Here is a 16,070-nt window from a genome sequence, read left to right as displayed (position 1 = left end):
ACATCCGCAACGCTTCAGCAGTAGCAACCATCCCCCAACACTACACCGGTTCGCCATTTCAGCGACAGACCACTAGCAACTCGCGACTAGCAACTAGGAACCCGTCGAGATCTCGATTCGCTCGATGAACAGGCCTTGCATCGGCACGCTCATCTCACTGCCGCGCAGGGCCTTCGGGATCGATTCGATGGCGGCCATGGTCTCATCGGAGTCGACCGTCGTGCCGAAGACCGAATAGCTCGGACCCAGCGGGTAATCCTCGAACATGATGAAGAACTGGCTTCCTGAGGTCCCGGGTGCTCCTGAGTTGGCCATCGCCAGGGTCCCCTTTGGATAAGGGGATACCGCCGCATTCAACTCATCCGGCAGGGAGTATCCGGGGTCGCCCGTGCCGGTGGCGGTCTGATCGCCGCCCTGCAACATGAACCCCTCCACGATCCGGTGGAAGGCCGTTCCGTCGTAGTAGCCCTGGCGGGCGAGGAACACGAACGAGTTGACGGTTTCCGGCGCAGACGCCGGATCAAGGTCGAGGACGATGTCGCCGCAGGAGGTAACGATGGTGGCGACTACCTGATCATCCGGACCGATTCCCTGGTCTTCCGGTGCGGCGAAAGCCATCGGCTCGACGGGATCGGGGAGGGTGCCTCCGCAGGCAACGGGGAGTGTCCGGTAGTCATCGTATGAAGCAGGGACCGCCGCGCTCTCAACCGTGGTGCTCGTGGCATCCGGCGCCTGGGTGGTCGGTGTCGTGCCGTCTACCGGAGCCACCGTCGTGTCGGTGGTCGTTTCATCGTTGCCGCCCCGGAGCAGCGTGTTGACGCCGAGGGCGACGATCACGATGACGAAGAGGACTACGACCTGGATGATGCGGCGGCGGAGTGCCTTCGCACGAGCCGCCTTCCGCTCTGCTTCGAGCTTCCTCTGACGGTTCTCTCTCTGGCGATTGCGTTTGTCCTGACTCACGGACCGGAACTATAGGCGCGTCGGAAGACGTTGGAGTCACCGGTACACTCGTTGTTTGACATCAACCAGGAGTGGCCGGATGGCCTTGATAGTCCAGAAGTATGGAGGCACGTCGGTAGCCGACGCAGATCGCCTCAAACGAGTAGCTCACCGCATTGCGGATACGCGACGCGAGGGGAACCAGGTGCTCGTTGTCGTGTCCGCGATGGGAAAGACGACGGATGATCTCATCGCGCTGGCCGACCAGGTGAGTTCCAATCCACCCGCTCGCGAGATGGACATGCTGCTCACCGCCGGCGAGCGCATCTCGATGGCTCTGCTGGCCATGGCGATCCACGCGGAGGGCCTGGAGGCGGTCAGCTTCACGGGCTCACAGGCCGGCATCTTGACCAGTGAAGCGCACGGCGAGGCGAAGATCGAAGAGATTCGCGGATTCCGCGTTCAGGAGTCTCTCGATGAAGGCAAAGTGGTCATCGTGGCCGGGTTCCAGGGTGTCTCCCCCAGAACCAAAGAGGTGACAACCCTGGGTCGCGGTGGTTCAGACGCATCGGCAGTGGCACTGGCGGCAGCATTCGGCGCCGACGTCTGCGAAATCTGTACCGATGTGGATGGTGTCTTCACTGCCGACCCCAGAATCGTTCCCAACGCTAGAAAACTCAATGAAATCTCAACCGAGGAGATGCTCGAACTCGCCGCGGCCGGGGCAGGCGTGCTCATGGCCAGGTCGGTGGAGTTCGGACGTCGCTTCAACATCCCGATCCACGTCAGGTCGTCGTTCCACGACGCTCCTGGGACGTGGGTGAAGGAGAAGACCATGGAAGAAGCCATTATCAGCGGGATCGCTCACGACACGTCCGAAGCAAAGATCACCGTTCACGGAGTTCCGGATCGACCGGGGATCGCCGCCACGCTCTTCGAGCAGATGGCCGGCCATCAGGTCAATGTCGACATGATCGTGCAGAACGTGTCCATCGATGGATCCACCGATATCAGCTTCACGGTCCCCCGGTCGACGTCGGTGACCGCTCTCGAGGTCACGGAGCAACTTGCTTCCGAGATAGGTGCCGCTGGAGTCGATATCGACACCGATATTGCCAAGGTCTCGCTGGTGGGCGCCGGAATGAAGTCGCACCCAGGTGTGGCCGCCCGTGTGTTTAGGGCACTGAGCGATTCTGACATCAACATCGAGATGATCTCGACCTCGACTATCCGGATTTCCTGTGTGGTTCGGTCGGATCGTGTTGAAGACGCCGTGCGCTCGCTGCACGCTGCCTTCGAAGCAGAGCTGGTCGGGGAGGAAGCAGATGTCTAGCAAGAACGTTGCAGTTGCAGGAGCAACTGGAGCAGTCGGCAGGGCGATGCTCTCGATCCTCACCGAGCGGAGTTTCCCGGTAGGGGAGTTGCGTCTGCTGGCGTCGGCGCGTTCTGCCGGTCAGAAGATCGAAACTGCTTGGGGCGAGGTCGAGGTTGAAGATCTCGCTCTGGCCGATCCGACGGGCATCGATATCGCCTTGTTCTCGGCAGGCGGGGGCCGGTCGCGCCAGTTTGCTCCAACCTTCGCCACGGCAGGGGCGGTAGTGATAGACAATTCTTCGGCGTTCCGGATGGACGAGCAGGTACCGCTGGTCGTGGCAGGCGTCAATGACCACGCCGCCTCCCATCACCGGGGAATCATCGCCAACCCCAACTGCACCACCATGACCATGCTGATGGGGGTTGCTCCGTTGCACCGTGCCGCCGGTCTCAAGCGGTTGGTTGCCTCCTCCTATCAGGCCGTATCCGGCTCTGGCAAGACGGGAATCGACGAGCTCTCACGTCAGACCCGGCAGCTCCAGAACGACGAGGCAGCGCTGAACGACGGCACATGGATCGACCCAGGCGGCGAAGTCTACGCACGGCCCATCGCCTTCAATGTGCTTCCCCTCATCGGTGAGGCGGATCCGCACGGGTACACGGATGAAGAACTGAAACTGCTCAACGAGACCCGCAAGATCCTCGAGGCGCCCTCAATCCAGGCCGAATCGACTTGCGTGCGGGTGCCGGTCATGACCGGTCACGGCACTTCCGTCGCCTTGTGGTTCGATCGTCCGGTTGCGCCCGAGGAGGCCGTTGAGATCATCAACGCCGCGCCGGGCGTTCAGGTGTGGCTGGACAAGGTTCCGACGCCCCTCGACGCGGCGGGGATCGACGATGTGCTGGTAGGGCGGATCCGCCCAACGCTCGATGGAACTGGTGGCCTCAACCTCTGGACGGTCGGCGACAATCTCCGTAAGGGCGCTGCTCTGAACGCAGTCCAGATCGCCGAGCTTCTCGTATAGAGAGGATGGGCTTCTTGCCGGGGACGGTCTCCGCGGCGAGGAGGTTCTGGGTTATAGGTTCTGGGTTTTGTGCGCACAGCCGTCCGGTCTGTGCAGCCGGTGGGTCACTCAGAACTTAGAACTTGGAACCTCGGACCTCTTCAGATGATGCAGAAGCCTTCGCTCATGTCACCGTCGTGTTCTTCGCCCGTCATGAGGGGACACAACTCTCGATCGACCGGGTCGGGCTCGATCCATGTCATGGTGGGGGTTGGCTCGGCCGTGCTGGCGGTAGCCGGTGCCGGAGCAGGCTGCGGTGGGGTTGTCGCGGGTGTTGTCGTCACGGGAGCCGCAGTCGTTGGAGTAGTGGCGGGCGGGACACCGCCTTCGCAGAAGACAACCGAGATATAGAGGTACCCGTCGGCGCCGCGCGTCTGGCCGGTTCCCATTGAGGTCCAGTTACCGGCGGTGATGAGCGACCAGTGAGAGCCGCTGGCGGCGAACTCCTCGAAGATCCGACCGACGTTCGGACCTACCCCGACCACCTCGCCAACGGAGTCGCAGACTCCGAGAAGCGGATTGAGATCCGCATGGAACGGGTTCTCGGCGGCGGCCTGTGCCCGGGCGGAGGCGACCGCAATTGATTCAGCCTCGCTGAGTATGGAAAGGGCACTCCCGCGTGCCGAAGCCACCGCTGAATCGAGGTCATCGGCGACCGCCGGAAGAGCGATCGAGACGATGAGGACGGCTGCCAACAAGGAAATAACTGGATATCGGGGTTTCACGCCGGGAGCCTACGGGGCCATTCCTGTGACCGCCAACTCACGCACAGTGGCAGGGCACCGCCATGCATTTGGGGCAGCCGTGCGCATATCGGTCGACCGCCGCCTCCAAATCGATGCCGGCCTGGTTTGCCAGCGAGAAGGTCCAGGCCAACACATCCGCGAACTCGTGCTGTTGATCCGCATGGCTCCCTTTGCGAAGCGACTGTGCGAGTTCGCCGACTTCTTCGGTCAACCAGGCGAGCGAAGCGGGAACACCACGGGCGCGATCGCGCGTGCCGTATGTGTCTTCCATGATCTGCTGGAACTCGCTGATCTGCATGTGGTGGCCTCGGCAGTTGGCGGACGGCCGGATGGTAACCAGCTGGCCCGACGTCGTACGGACAACTGGCACACTGAGGTCGTTACGACACTGTTACCCGGGCGTGATCCCACGGTGACACCAGGCTGAAATGCTGAAGTCGAGACCCTAGGAAAGGAAGGCCATGCGACGTGTTTGGATGACGCTGCTGGCGGTTGCACTAGTTCTGTCCGCATGCGGAACCGGAGGATCAGACACTTCCTCCTCGACCGTCCAGCCGGGTTCCCCCACTACGACGGAGGGCGGGACCACCAGCACAACGACCGGCGCCGACCAGCCGGCCACGACGACCACCGTACCCGTCTCCTCCTCAACCACCACGACCAGCACGGTGCCCGCCTCGAGTACCACCACAACCGTTCAGCCCGGCCTAACCGAAGTCCGTGTCTACCTGATGCTCGACGATACGGGTGAGACGAGCGCAGTCGGTCCCTCGCTGGTACCGGTTGCGCGTCACGTCGACCGGACGGTCGGGGTGGCGGCGGCGGCCATGGAAGCGCTCCTGAAAGGGCCAACCGGCGAAGAGGCGACCTCCATCCCGGCGCTCTCGACGACGATACCGTCCGATGCGCGCTTCCTGGGAGTGCGTGTGAGCGACGGTGTTGCCACCGTGAACCTCTCGAAGGAGTTCGAATCCGGAGGGGGTACCTTCTCGATGGGTGCTCGCCTCGCACAAGTTGTCTACACACTCACTCAGTTCCCGACCATCGATGAGGTCGCCTTTGAACTCGATGGGGAGCGGGTCACCGTCTTCTCCTCCGAGGGATTGGTGATCGACGAACCCCTTGGCCGGGCGGATCAGCAGGAGTTCCTGCCTGCGGTCTTTGTTGACTCACCCGCCTACGCCGGATCAGTCGCCGACCCGGCTCGTATCACCGGCGTGTCCAACGTCTTCGAAGCGAGGTTCACGATAGCAATCGTCGACAACGACGGCCTGATCCTCGCCGAAGAACCGGTGCAGGCGTCGTGCGGTACGGGTTGCTGGGGGAGCTTCGACGTCACCATCGACTACGACGTCGACGAGGCGCAAATGGGCGGAGTCATCGTCTGGGTCTACTCGCCCAAAGACGGAAGTCAGATCGACGTACGCGAGTACCCGGTGTGGTTGACGCCGTGAACGAACGACGAGCGGGCGCGCCTCCCGGCGTGCCCTGCTCTCACGGGCATCCACGGATCCCGTGATCGGTCAGGTCACGTCCCGGAGTGACCGTCGACCGTCGGACTGGCCGGGTAGCCCATACTTGGAACGGCGAAGTGACCGCCCGCTAGAAATGCTTTCTCCTGACCGGCACGATTTAAGATCATGGGGCGGCTCTTCGTCGACAACCGGACCTTCGAGCGATGGACTCTCAACGATCGCCGCAGCGACGGACGGCCGGTTAATCCCACCATGTTGGGATTCCATCACCACCGCTCACTACCGTAGAAGCCTTCAATACATCGTGAGGATCTGTGGCAGCTGAGCATGACGGTCAACGACCGACTGGTGACGGAGGAGCGTCGACCGAAGTCAAAGGTGTCCGGTGTTCCCGATGAGCAGGCCGGGTGCCATTTGCACCTTCTTCAAACGTCAATTCGACCCCGCGAGTTCGAATCCCGACCAAGGAGTGTCACTGTGACGACGGATGTTCACGCCCACTGCATCCCGCAAGAGGTCTTGGCGAACCTGGAGAGCCGGGGCGATCAGTTCGGGATGCAGATCGTGCGCGACGGTGAGCGGCGCCAGGTTGTTGTGGCGGGACGGGTCACTACTGCACCGCTTCGAGCCGATCTGGTTGATGTCGACCAACGGCTGGCCGCGATGGACCGGTCCGGCGTAGATGTACAGATGATCTCGGCCTGGATCGATCTCACTGCATACGCGCTCGGCGCGGCAGAAGGTTCCCGATTCTCGAGGATGTACAACGAGGGACTGGCGGGGGTGGCCGAAGAGCATCCGGACCGGTTCCTTCCTCTGTGCACGGTCCCGTTGCAGGCCCCGTCGGCCGCTGCCACGGAGTTACGGTTCGCAGTTGCCGACCTAGGAATGGCGGGGGTCGAAATCGCGGCGACCGTGGACGGAGCAGAACTCGACGATCGAGATCTCGACCCATTCTGGGAAGCGGCCGCCGAACTGCGTTGCCTCGTGCTCATCCACCCGTACAACCCGCTGGCCGGTCGGAACGTCAAGCGCCATTTCCTCGACAACGCGATCGGCCGTCCCGCAGAGACGTCGATCGGTGTTGGCCATATGGTGATGGGAGGCGTTTTCGAGAGATACCCGGATCTTCGAGTCTGTGTTGTCCACGGAGGGGGATTTCTTCCATACCAGGCGGGTCGTCTCGATCGCGCATATCACTCCAAGCCGGGCCTCGCCGCCACGAACCTCTCGCGGCCGCCCAGCGAATGGCTCAAGAACCTCTACTACGACACCATCACCCATTCTCCGGAGGTGCTGGCTTTCCTGGTGGAGTTTGCCGGCATCGAGCATGTTCTCCTCGGTACCGACTACCCCTTTGAGATGGGGGACGACGACCCGGTTGCGACCGTTCAATCCATTCCCGGGCTCACGGAGCACGATCGAGACCTCATCCTGAGCGGGAACGCACGAAGACTCGTCGAGGGCATCCAGCAGAAGAGCTAGCTCCGTGCGCGGCGCCGAGGAAACTCATTACTTCGCCGCTCTTGGATGTCCGTAGTTAGCATTCACTGCAATCGTTTGGAGATCCGGTGAACAAGGAAATCCTGGTGGAGGTAGTTGTGTCATGACGCTCCCGTCGAGTATGAAAGCACTCGTCCTGCACGAGTTCGATGGACCCCTCGTCCTGGAGGAGGTGCCTGTTCCGGTTCTCGGGTCCGACGATGTGCTTCTCCGGGTTCGGGCGTGTGCGGTCGATCAATTCGATCTCACCATCAGGGCGGGAAAGCGTGCGAATGCGACGGTTCCCCTGGTCCTCGGGCATGAGATTGCCGGCGAGGTAGCGGCGCTGGGGGCTTCCGTCGAAGGATGGCGCGTTGGCGATCGGGTTGTATCCACTCTCTACCTGACGTGTGGAAACTGCAGGAAGTGTTTGAGCGGCCGCGAAACGATCTGCGAAGACTTCAGGGGATATATCGGGATCGAGACACCGGGTGGATATGCCGAGTACACGACCGTGCCGGCGGTCAACCTCGTGTCTTTGCCGGACACGATTGGTTTCGCGCAAGGATCAGTACTGGCCAACGCAGTAGGTACTCCGTATCACGCGTTCGCGAAGCGGATGCGACTAGGTCCGGCCGAACACGTGATCATCACAGGCGCCGGAGGAGGGGTCGGCATCCACGCGATCCAGGTGGCGAGAGCCATGGGCGCGTTCGTGATGGCTGTCGACCTCGGGCAACAGAAGCTTGAGGCAGCGTTGCGCTACGGAGCCCATCTCGCCGTCGACCCCGGGGAACGGGAATTCTCAGAGATAGCCCTCGAGTGGACCGGCGGCCTCGGAGTGGACGGTGTGCTCGAGCTCGTCGGCCCCGCCACCATGCCCCAGAGCCTGAAAGCGCTCGCCAAGGGCGGCAGGATGGTCATCGTCGGATCTCACACCGGGCGAGAGTTCCCGCTCGACACACTCACCATCTATGCCAACGAGTGGGAGATCCTCGGCTCGCGGAACGTTTCGAAGAGTGAACTCAGGGACGTCGTGGCGCTAACCGCCGATGGGCGAGTATCGCCGGTTGTAGCCACCGGGTACGGGCTGGAGGATGCCGAGGAATTGCACCGACAGGTCGCTGCCCGGGAGGTAATCGGGAGAGCGGTCATCGAGCCCTAGCACCGGCTGCGCTGGTCGTTCGGGGCTCACTTGACATCGAACCGGTGCGTGACAACAATCGTTTGCAGTGGCGCCGGAGCGAAAGCGAAGCGGCGCTGCCGGAAGGGACGATATGACAACGCTTGGATGGATTGGAACTGGAAGAATGGGCTTCGCGCTGGCTGAGCGATTGCTCCGCGCAGGTCACGACGTATCGGTGTTCAATCGAACCCGTTCAAAAGCAGAACCGCTTGCCGACCTCGGTGCCAAGGTCGTTGACTCGCCGGCCGATCTGGCCGACCGCGATATCGTATTTGTGATGGTGGCCGGTCCGGCCGATCTGATTGAAGTCGTGAACGGACCGAGCGGCCTCCTCTCGCGAACAGACGTAACCCCCCGGGTGGTGGTCGATTCATCGACGGTGTCGGCTGCGGCGTCTGCGGAGGTGCAGAAGGCCGTCGAGGCGAGAGGAGCGGCGTTACTGGCCGCTCCGGTCAGCGGCAATCCGCACGTTGTTCGCTCGGGCAAGTTGACGTCTGTGGTTTCGGGCCCACGCCACGCCTACGAACAGGCACAGCCTTATCTCGCCCTGTACGGCTCGAAAGTGACCTATGTCGGAGAAGGCGATTCGGCCCGACTCGTGAAGATCTGTCACAACCTACTGCTCGGCATCTACACCCAGACACTTGCCGAGATCACGGTGCTGGCAGAGAGGGCGGGCGTGGCCCGGGCGGACTTCCTCGACTTCATCAACGGCAGCGTGATGGGGTCGTTGTTCAGCCAGTACAAAACTCCGGCCTTCGTCAATCTCGACATGACACCGACCTTCACCGGTCATCTGCTCCGCAAGGATTTCGAGCTCGGCCTCGAGGCCGCCCGGCAATACGATGTGCCGATGCCTACCTCGGCGCTGGTCCATCAAATCGTCGTTGAGTTGATCGCGCGAGGTCTCGGTGAGGGGGACTTCGCCGCGCTGCTTCAGATGGAGGCGGATGCCGCCGGGATGGAGTTGAAGTCTGAGAACCGGCCGGTTTCAGACGGCCTGGAGCCCGAACATCCCGAGATTGCCGGCGGGTGACAATGCGAGGCCCGGTCGACGAGACGGGCGACGTCTCTTCCCGCTTTGACAGATGAGAACAAGACGAACCACAATCCCGAACGTCCGCCCCTGGACGTTCCGAGAGAGGATGTCGCCGTGAGCGAATTCCCCGTAGCAACTACGCCGTCACCGGGAATCATGGGAGTCGACTGGGAGGAGCGAGTCGAATTTGGCCGCCTGCGCGACTACCGACTCGCCCGGATCCGCGAGCAACTCGAGGTCTTCGGCCTAGGGGCGCTGCTCCTCTTTGAGACCTCCAACATCCGGTATGCGACCGCTACGAACATCGGATACTGGGCCTTCAACAAGGGTGAGCGCTGGGCGTTGATAACGCGCAACGGTCGCCCCCGTGTTTGGGACTTCGGGTCGGCGGCCAAGGCTCATCGACTCCAGCTTCCTTCCCTCTACGACGAAAAGAACTCGATCGGCGGAAATGCGGGCCTTCAGGGCGCAATCGGGCCGGCCACCGGACTGACCAAACGCGTGGCTGATGAAATCGCCGCGGCGCTGCGCGAAGAAGGGGTTGTCAATGAACCCCTGGGCGTCGATATGGCCGAGACATCGGTCTTCTTGGCGCTTCAGGGCGCCGGGCTCGACGTAACCGATGGGCAGCAGGCGATGGCGATGGCACGAGAGATCAAGAGCCCCGACGAGATCATGCTTCTAACGCAGGCCTGTGCGATGGTGGATGGTGTCTATCAGGACATCCTCGAGTTCCTCAAGCCGGGAGTCCGCGAGAGCGACGTCGTGGCCCTCGCTCACGCCCGACTGTTTGAAATGGGCTCGGAGTTCGTCGAGGCCATCAACTCGATCTCCGGTGAACGATGCAGTCCCCATCCCCACGTGTTCTCCGATCGCCTGATCCGACCGGGCGACCAGGCGTACTTCGACATCATCCACGTGTTCAACGGCTACCGGACCTGCTACTACAGGACGTTTGCAGTTGGGCGAGCTACACAGGCGCAGCGGGATGCATTCAAACAATCCCGCGAGTGGATGGACGCCGCCCTCGACCTCGTCAAACCCGGCAACACAACCGATCAGATCGCCAGGATCTGGCCGAAGGCTGAGGAGTTCGGGTTCGTTGACGAAATGGACGCCTTCGGGCTTCAGTTCGGCCATGGAGTCGGAGTCGGACTACACGAACGCCCGATCATCTCCAGGCTGAACTCGCTCGACGATCCTGTTGAGATCAAGGAGGGCATGGTGTTCGCCCTCGAGACGTACGCACCGGCCGCAGATGGTCGGTCCGCCGCCAGGATCGAGGAGGAAGTTGTGGTCACCGCAGAAGGTCCGAAGGTGATCACGCTGTTCCCCTGTGAGGAGCTGCCGGTGGCCAATGAGTACTGAGATCGAAGAGCCGGGTCTCTACGACTACGGGCAGCGAGCTGCCCGGTTGCCGGATCCGGTCGACCGCGCCAACGCGGATCTAGACATTCCCGTCGACGTCCGCCTCGATATGTACGAACTCCAGCAATCGCTGCGGCAGTTCGAGAAACGCGCCTACGACCTCTTCATGGAGAACCTGGTCAAGGGCACGAGCCACCTTTCGTTGGGGATGGAGGCTGTGGCTACCGGGTTCGGCAGAGCGATGCACTCCGACGACTACACCTTCGCCACCTACCGGGGTCACGCCCATACCATCGCCCGCGGGGCGCCCCTCGGGCCGGTGATGGCGGAGTTGCTCGGTCGGGAGAACGGCATTCTCAAAGGTAAGGGCGGCTCGATGCACCTCACGTCGGTCGAGCATGGAATGATGGGGTCGTATGCGATCATCGGCGCACATCTCTGCATCGCCAACGGCGCCGCCTGGTCGGCGCAGATGCGCGGCACCGACCAGGTTGCCGTCGCCTTCTTCGGGGACGGAACCACCAACATCGGCGCCTTCCACGAGGCGCTCAACTTCGCAGTGATCTGGGACCTCCCGGTCGTGTTTGTTTGTGAGAACAACCTCTACATGGAGTACACGCCGATCGACCTCGTGTCGGCCGTTCCTAACCCCGCCGCGGATCGGGCGGCCGCCTACGGGCTCGACCGCATCATCGTGGATGGCAACGACGCCGACGCGGTGTACGAAGTGGCGACCTCTGTCTTCGATCGAGCCCGGCGCGGAGCCGGACCATCGCTCGTCGAAGCCGTGACCTACCGGCATGGGGGCCACAGCCGGGCAGATCCCGGTAAGTACAGGCCCGCCGAGGAGGTCGAGGCGTGGCTCGAGCGAGATCCGATCCCGATGTACCACCAGAGGCTCCTCGAGCTGGGCGTTTCTGAATCGGAACTCAGTGCCATTCAGCAATCGGTGGCGGAACGCGTTGAGGAGGCGACCGAGTTTGCCAAGCAGGGGGCCGTGCCCGCGGCCGATCAACTGTTCGTAGACGTGTGGTCGGATGGAGGTGCCTCGTGGCGCAACTGAGCTATCGGGACGCCGTTTCCCTCGGGATCGCCCAGGAGATGCGACGTGACCCGAACCTCGTCATGCTGGGTGAGGACATCGCCGGTGCGGGTGGGGTATTCAAGACCACGGTCGGGCTGCTCGACGAGTTCGGGCCGAAGCGCATCCGGGACACGCCGATTTCCGAGCAAGCGATACTTGGGGCCGCGATGGGAGCCGCGATGACCGGGATTCCCGTCATCGCCGAGATCATGTTCTCCGACTTCCTGGCGGTATGTTTCGACATCGTCGCCAACGAGATGGCGAAGAGCCGGTACATGACCGGCGGTCAGGTGACCGTCCCGGTGGTCATTCGCACTGCCAACGGGGCCGGGTCCCGTTTTGGCGCACAGCACAGCCAGAGCGTCGAGAACTGGTGCATGATGATCCCCGGTCTGAAGGTGGTAGCCCCGTCCAACCCTGCCGATGTGATCGGCCTCATGGCTGCCGCGGTGCGAGATCCCGATCCCGTTGTGTTCTTCGAGCACAAGTCACTCTTCGCCACCAAGGGAGAGGTTCCGAGCGGCGAGATCGTCGACGAGCTCGGCAAGGCAACCACCGTCCGCACCGGCTCCGACTGCACGATTGCCGCCCTGGCTTTGATGGTCCCCCGAGCGCTCCAGGCAGCCGACCGACTGGCCGAAGACGGCATTTCTGCCGAGGTGATCGACCTGCGGTCGCTCGTGCCGCTCGACACCCGGGCGATTCTCGGCTCCGTGGTCAAAACGGGACACCTCTTCACGGTCGAAGAGAACCCTCGCTTGTGTGGGTGGGGTGCCGAAGTTGCCTCAATCGTGGCGGAAGAGGCTTTCTGGGATCTCGATGGTCCGGTGGTTCGGATCACGACTCCCCACATCCCGCTGCCGTCGGCTGAGGCACTGGAGGATCTCGCTCTACCATCCGTCGAGCGGATCTACGAGACGGTCCGAACGACGATGGATTGATTGGTTCGAGGGTGGTGGATGTCAGGCTGTGGCCGGTTCGTTCCGCTGTGGCTGGTGTACCCAGAGCACCTCGAGTTTGACGCCTGCGTCTGAGATGAGGTTGTAGACGGGACAGCGGGCTTCGGTTTCGGTGATGACCGCCCTCAGCCGCTCTTCGGTCTCGGTCGTGTACACGGTCGCTTGCACCCGAATGGTCTGGAAGTGCTGCGTCACTCCACGCACCCCGAGCCGCCCTCGAATATCGATGGTGAACTCCGCTTCGAAGTCGATGCCGTCGTATGCGAAATCCATTTCTGTGGCCGTGCGATTGAAGGTGACCGACTCACATCCGCACAGCGCGCCGAGGACCGCCTGCAGGGGAGACGGCCCTTCCCCCGTTCCGCCGTGGGCGATGGGCTCGTCCGTGACCATGAGCCCGAACTCTCCCGTATCGATGACGGTCATCATCGTGCCGTCGTTGCGGGCAGAGAGCTTCTTGCGGCGCACCAGCGGCTTCGTGAGTTCTTCTGCGGAGATCAGTTCTGAGGCCATTGCTGCTCCCTTACAAACGTTTGCAGGCGGGAGGCAAGGCTAGTACCTTCCGTTGATCGACGTAAGGAGCCTTCTCAGTGGCACGGGTCGTATCTTTCGCAGACCTGCCCAGACTTCATTCCACCAGGGATACCCGTGACAGAATCGATCTCGTCACCGAAGAGACGTTCGGCACCAAAGAACTCCAGGCCGATCGGATCACATACCATCCGGGTGACACGGCAGCCGCTCACTACCACCGGGACTGCAAGCACTTCTTCTTCATCCTTTCCGGACATGGTGTCCTCCATGCGGATGACGAAGCCATCGAACTGGGTCCGGGCGATGTCGCGCTCATCTACGAGAACGAGATCCACTGGTTCGAGAATCCGGGCGACGAGGAGTTCACCTTCATCGAACTGTGGGTCCCCGCTCCTTCGGAGACCGTCTGGATCAAGGACGACGACATATGAACGTGGGCTCCGTCGACGTGAGTTCACGTCTTAGCTCCATCTTCGACCCGTCGAAAGTCAAGCTCTGAACCCGGCAGACGTCGCTCTGATCGTGGGAGCGGTGTCGCTCGGCGCCTTCATCAAGGGGATCACCGGGATGGGGCTTCCGCTCATCGCAATCCCTGTGATGGCTGCCTTCCTGGGAGTCGAGCACGCGGTCGTAGTCATCGCCGGTCCGGCGCTGCTCACCAACACCTGGCTGCTCTGGGAACACCGGCGGGGAGCGGGTTCGCTCCGCTACCTCTCCGTATTGATCGGCACCGGAATCATCGGTGCGGTGGCCGGGACACTCCTGCTGGTCTCAGTCGAGGATCGGTGGTTGTCGCTGGCCCTGGCTGCCGTCATCCTCGGCTACGCGATGATCTTCCTGCTCAGACCGGGATTCTCGATCCCCGATCGCGTGGTGCGCGTCACGGTCGGGCCGGTAGGCCTGGCGGCCGGAGCACTCCAGGGTGCCACCGGCATATCCGGCCCCCTCCTGGCGACGTATCTGCACGGGCTTCGCATGGAACGCTCCGGGTACGTGTTCTCGATCACCCTGTTGTTCGAGGTTCTGGGGATCACCCAGATTGTCACCCTGGTGTCGCTCGGCAGCTTCACGGCGAGTCGGTTGGGGGAGAGCGCGCTGGCTCTTCTGCCCGTCCTGGTTGCGTTTCCTCTCGGCGTCCGAGTCTCGCGTAAGCTGTCCCGCAAGGCGTTCGAATACGTGGTGCTGGCGCTTCTAGTGGCCGTCGGGTTCAAGCTGACCCTCGGAGGTATCAACGGCTGAACGTTTGATTTCCGTGCCGGAGGAGATGTTGAGAGCTTCGCAAGCTCAAACGGTCGCAGAGCGGCATTGCCGATCATTCTGACCAGGAGAAGAACACGATGCCCAAGCACCCTTTCAGGGATTACGAGGAATGGAAGCTGTTCATCGGCGGGGAGTTCATCTCCGGGAACGCGCCCTCGATCGAGGTTCTGAACCCGGCAACGGGTGAGGTTCTGGGCGAAGCTCCCGCCGCCAGCAAGGAAGACGTCTCCGCCGCCGTAGCTGCCGCACAAGAGGCGTTCCGTTCCTGGCGCTGGACGCCGCCCGAGCAGCGGGGCGAGATGCTCTATCAGATTGCCGAGAGCATCCATGCGCACCGAGACGAGTTGATCGACCTCGAAACCTGGGAGAACGGCAAGCCCCGATCCCAAGCTGGCAAGGATGTAATCAATGCAGAGCGGACGTTTCGGTTTTACGCCGGGACGGCCGACAAGTTCTACGGTCAGGCAGTCCTCGATACTCCGGATGAGGTCCGCAAGCTCGTTTTCGAGCCCTACGGCGTCGTTGCCGCGGTGATCCCTTGGAACTGGCCACCCATGCACATTGCCGATTTCTGCGCGCTGGCGTTGGCCACCGGCAATACCATGGTCATGAAGCCGGCACCGGAAACGCCCCTCTCAGCGCTGCGAATTGCACAGCTGACAGCTGAGATACTGCCTTCTGGAGTATTCAACGTTGTCACCGGCGGAGTTGATCCCGGTGTTGAGCTGGTTCGTCATCCAGGCGTGGACTTCATAACTTTCACCGGCAGCAGCCTGACCGGCAGCAAGATTCTGGCCGTTGCTGCGGAACGGATAACGCCAACCATGATGGAACTGGGGGGCAAGAATGCATCCCTAGTCTTCTCCGACAGCAACCTTGGCAAGGCCGTCACCGGAATGCGCCGAAGCGCTTTCTTCAATAGTGGACAGGCTTGCTCTGGAACTGAGCGGATTCTCGTCCAAGAAGGTGTGTACGAGCAGTTCATGGACGAGTTCTGCGCAGAAGTGGAAAAGATAGTGGTCGGCGAAGGCTTCGATGAGGCCTCAGAGGTGGGACCGATGATCAGCCGGCGTCAGCAGTCACGTATCGCCGCGGATATCCGCCGGGCCGTCGACGATGGGGCGACAATCGCCGCTCAGGCGTCCCTTCCCACAGAGGAGCGATTCGCCGAAGGCAACTGGATTGCGCCAACGGTATTGACGGGAATGTCGCCGGACGACGACATAATGCAAGAGGAGGTCTTTGGGCCGGTGGTTTGTGTCGTCCCCTTTGTGGACGAGGACGAGGCCATCGAGATCGCCAATGGAGTGGACTATGGCCTGACCAGCGGAGTGTGGACGCAGGACCTGGGTCGCGCCCATCGGATGGCAGCCCGTCTCGAAGCAGGCCTGGTGGCTGTGAATACCGTCAACGGTGGCCAGCTTGGCCTGCCTTTCGGTGGCTACAAACAGAGTGGTGTGGGTCGGAAGAAGGACTTCACGGAAGCAATGCGGAGCTTCAGCCGCGTGAAAGCAGTACACATCAAACTGGACTGACGAAAACTGGCGCTTCGGAATTGAGCGGGGTGTAGGGGTTCCCGGTTGATTAGGAGGGCTCTGCCAATCTGATGGTTACTAC

16 protein-coding genes are annotated in these 16,070 nt (G+C 62.1%); 12 read left to right on the top strand and 4 right to left on the bottom strand.

All coding sequences use genetic code 11. From position 1 onward, the window contains the following. Nucleotides 1–93 precede the first annotated feature (93 nt). Complete coding sequence (locus tag P1T08_16470; GenBank protein MDF1597675.1) at nucleotides 94–963, bottom strand: peptidylprolyl isomerase; 870 nt, start codon at nucleotides 961–963, stop codon at nucleotides 94–96. Between the two features lie 79 nt (nucleotides 964–1,042). On the opposite strand from P1T08_16470, the gene P1T08_16465 reads away from it, so the two are divergent. Continuing rightward, nucleotides 1,043–2,275: an aspartate kinase gene (locus tag P1T08_16465; GenBank protein ID MDF1597674.1), complete on the top strand. Its 1,233-nt coding sequence runs from the start codon at nucleotides 1,043–1,045 to the stop codon at nucleotides 2,273–2,275. Next, nucleotides 2,268–3,281 (top strand): aspartate-semialdehyde dehydrogenase, encoded by a 1,014-nt coding sequence (locus tag P1T08_16460; protein MDF1597673.1) that lies wholly within the window; start codon nucleotides 2,268–2,270, stop codon nucleotides 3,279–3,281. The genes P1T08_16465 and P1T08_16460 overlap by 8 nt, the downstream gene beginning before the upstream one ends. A 140-nt stretch (nucleotides 3,282–3,421) precedes the next feature. Here P1T08_16460 and P1T08_16455 read toward each other — a convergent pair whose 3' ends face one another. Then, nucleotides 3,422–4,045 (bottom strand): hypothetical protein, encoded by a 624-nt coding sequence (locus P1T08_16455; GenBank protein MDF1597672.1) that lies wholly within the window; start codon nucleotides 4,043–4,045, stop codon nucleotides 3,422–3,424. Between the two features lie 37 nt (nucleotides 4,046–4,082). After that, nucleotides 4,083–4,364, bottom strand: a complete 282-nt coding sequence (locus tag P1T08_16450; protein MDF1597671.1) for a MazG nucleotide pyrophosphohydrolase domain-containing protein — start codon at nucleotides 4,362–4,364, stop codon at nucleotides 4,083–4,085. 163 nt (nucleotides 4,365–4,527) lie between these two features. Here P1T08_16450 and P1T08_16445 point away from each other — a divergent pair, with 163 nt between their 5' ends. The 7 genes from P1T08_16445 (at nucleotide 4,528) to P1T08_16415 (ending at nucleotide 12,641) form a co-directional block, all read left to right on the top strand. Continuing rightward, on the top strand, nucleotides 4,528–5,520 hold the full coding sequence (locus tag P1T08_16445; protein MDF1597670.1) for a GerMN domain-containing protein: 993 nt from the start codon (nucleotides 4,528–4,530) through the stop codon (nucleotides 5,518–5,520). Between the two features lie 498 nt (nucleotides 5,521–6,018). Next, complete coding sequence (locus P1T08_16440) at nucleotides 6,019–7,026, top strand: amidohydrolase family protein (GenBank protein MDF1597669.1); 1,008 nt, start codon at nucleotides 6,019–6,021, stop codon at nucleotides 7,024–7,026. Between the two features lie 139 nt (nucleotides 7,027–7,165). Beyond that, on the top strand, nucleotides 7,166–8,188 hold the full coding sequence (locus P1T08_16435) for a zinc-binding dehydrogenase (GenBank protein ID MDF1597668.1): 1,023 nt from the start codon (nucleotides 7,166–7,168) through the stop codon (nucleotides 8,186–8,188). A 112-nt stretch (nucleotides 8,189–8,300) separates the two neighbouring features. Continuing rightward, on the top strand, nucleotides 8,301–9,245 hold the full coding sequence (locus P1T08_16430) for an NAD(P)-dependent oxidoreductase (protein MDF1597667.1): 945 nt from the start codon (nucleotides 8,301–8,303) through the stop codon (nucleotides 9,243–9,245). A 159-nt stretch (nucleotides 9,246–9,404) separates the two neighbouring features. Continuing rightward, nucleotides 9,405–10,616 (top strand): Xaa-Pro peptidase family protein, encoded by a 1,212-nt coding sequence (locus P1T08_16425; protein ID MDF1597666.1) that lies wholly within the window; start codon nucleotides 9,405–9,407, stop codon nucleotides 10,614–10,616. 109 nt (nucleotides 10,617–10,725) lie between these two features. Then, a complete protein-coding gene (locus tag P1T08_16420; GenBank protein ID MDF1597665.1) occupies nucleotides 10,726–11,679 on the top strand; it encodes a thiamine pyrophosphate-dependent dehydrogenase E1 component subunit alpha in 954 nt (317 codons plus the stop codon). Further along, on the top strand, nucleotides 11,667–12,641 hold the full coding sequence (locus tag P1T08_16415; GenBank protein MDF1597664.1) for an alpha-ketoacid dehydrogenase subunit beta: 975 nt from the start codon (nucleotides 11,667–11,669) through the stop codon (nucleotides 12,639–12,641). Before P1T08_16420 ends, P1T08_16415 begins: the two co-directional genes overlap by 13 nt. Nucleotides 12,642–12,662: 21 nt before the next feature. Here P1T08_16415 and P1T08_16410 read toward each other — a convergent pair whose 3' ends face one another. Then, nucleotides 12,663–13,172 (bottom strand): OsmC family protein, encoded by a 510-nt coding sequence (locus P1T08_16410; protein ID MDF1597663.1) that lies wholly within the window; start codon nucleotides 13,170–13,172, stop codon nucleotides 12,663–12,665. 77 nt (nucleotides 13,173–13,249) lie between these two features. On the opposite strand from P1T08_16410, the gene P1T08_16405 reads away from it, so the two are divergent. The 3 genes from P1T08_16405 to P1T08_16395 all read left to right on the top strand — a co-directional run bounded on the left by P1T08_16405 (nucleotide 13,250) and on the right by P1T08_16395 (nucleotide 15,988). After that, nucleotides 13,250–13,624, top strand: coding sequence for a cupin domain-containing protein (locus tag P1T08_16405; GenBank protein ID MDF1597662.1), 375 nt, complete (start codon nucleotides 13,250–13,252; stop codon nucleotides 13,622–13,624). 100 nt (nucleotides 13,625–13,724) lie between these two features. Beyond that, nucleotides 13,725–14,432 carry a sulfite exporter TauE/SafE family protein gene (locus tag P1T08_16400; GenBank protein ID MDF1597661.1) on the top strand — a complete coding sequence of 236 codons (708 nt, stop codon included), beginning with the start codon at nucleotides 13,725–13,727 and terminating at the stop codon, nucleotides 14,430–14,432. 98 nt (nucleotides 14,433–14,530) lie between these two features. Next, a complete protein-coding gene (locus tag P1T08_16395; protein MDF1597660.1) occupies nucleotides 14,531–15,988 on the top strand; it encodes an aldehyde dehydrogenase family protein in 1,458 nt (485 codons plus the stop codon). Nucleotides 15,989–16,070: the final 82 nt, after the last annotated feature.

The sequence above is a fragment of the Acidimicrobiia bacterium genome (assembly GCA_029210695.1).
Taxonomy (GTDB): Bacteria; Actinomycetota; Acidimicrobiia; order Spongiisociales; family JAHEDJ01; genus JAHEDJ01.
The sequence above is the reverse complement of the archived record's forward strand: the minus strand, read 5'-3'. Positions and strand labels throughout refer to the sequence as shown.

Bases quoted from the DNA above. Each gene is read 5' to 3' on its own strand.
- P1T08_16465 (MDF1597674.1), top strand. From the start codon at position 1,043: ATGGCCTTGATAGTCCAGAAGTATGGAGGCACGTCGGTAGCCGACGCA.
- P1T08_16460 (MDF1597673.1), top strand. From the start codon at position 2,268: ATGTCTAGCAAGAACGTTGCAGTTGCAGGAGCAACTGGAGCAGTCGGC.
- P1T08_16450 (MDF1597671.1), bottom strand. From the start codon at position 4,364: ATGCAGATCAGCGAGTTCCAGCAGATCATGGAAGACACATACGGCACG.
- P1T08_16445 (MDF1597670.1), top strand. From the start codon at position 4,528: ATGCGACGTGTTTGGATGACGCTGCTGGCGGTTGCACTAGTTCTGTCC.
- P1T08_16435 (MDF1597668.1), top strand. From the start codon at position 7,166: ATGAAAGCACTCGTCCTGCACGAGTTCGATGGACCCCTCGTCCTGGAG.
- P1T08_16430 (MDF1597667.1), top strand. From the start codon at position 8,301: ATGACAACGCTTGGATGGATTGGAACTGGAAGAATGGGCTTCGCGCTG.
- P1T08_16425 (MDF1597666.1), top strand. From the start codon at position 9,405: ATGGGAGTCGACTGGGAGGAGCGAGTCGAATTTGGCCGCCTGCGCGAC.
- P1T08_16420 (MDF1597665.1), top strand. From the start codon at position 10,726: ATGTACGAACTCCAGCAATCGCTGCGGCAGTTCGAGAAACGCGCCTAC.
- P1T08_16410 (MDF1597663.1), bottom strand. From the start codon at position 13,172: ATGGCCTCAGAACTGATCTCCGCAGAAGAACTCACGAAGCCGCTGGTG.
- P1T08_16395 (MDF1597660.1), top strand. From the start codon at position 14,531: ATGCCCAAGCACCCTTTCAGGGATTACGAGGAATGGAAGCTGTTCATC.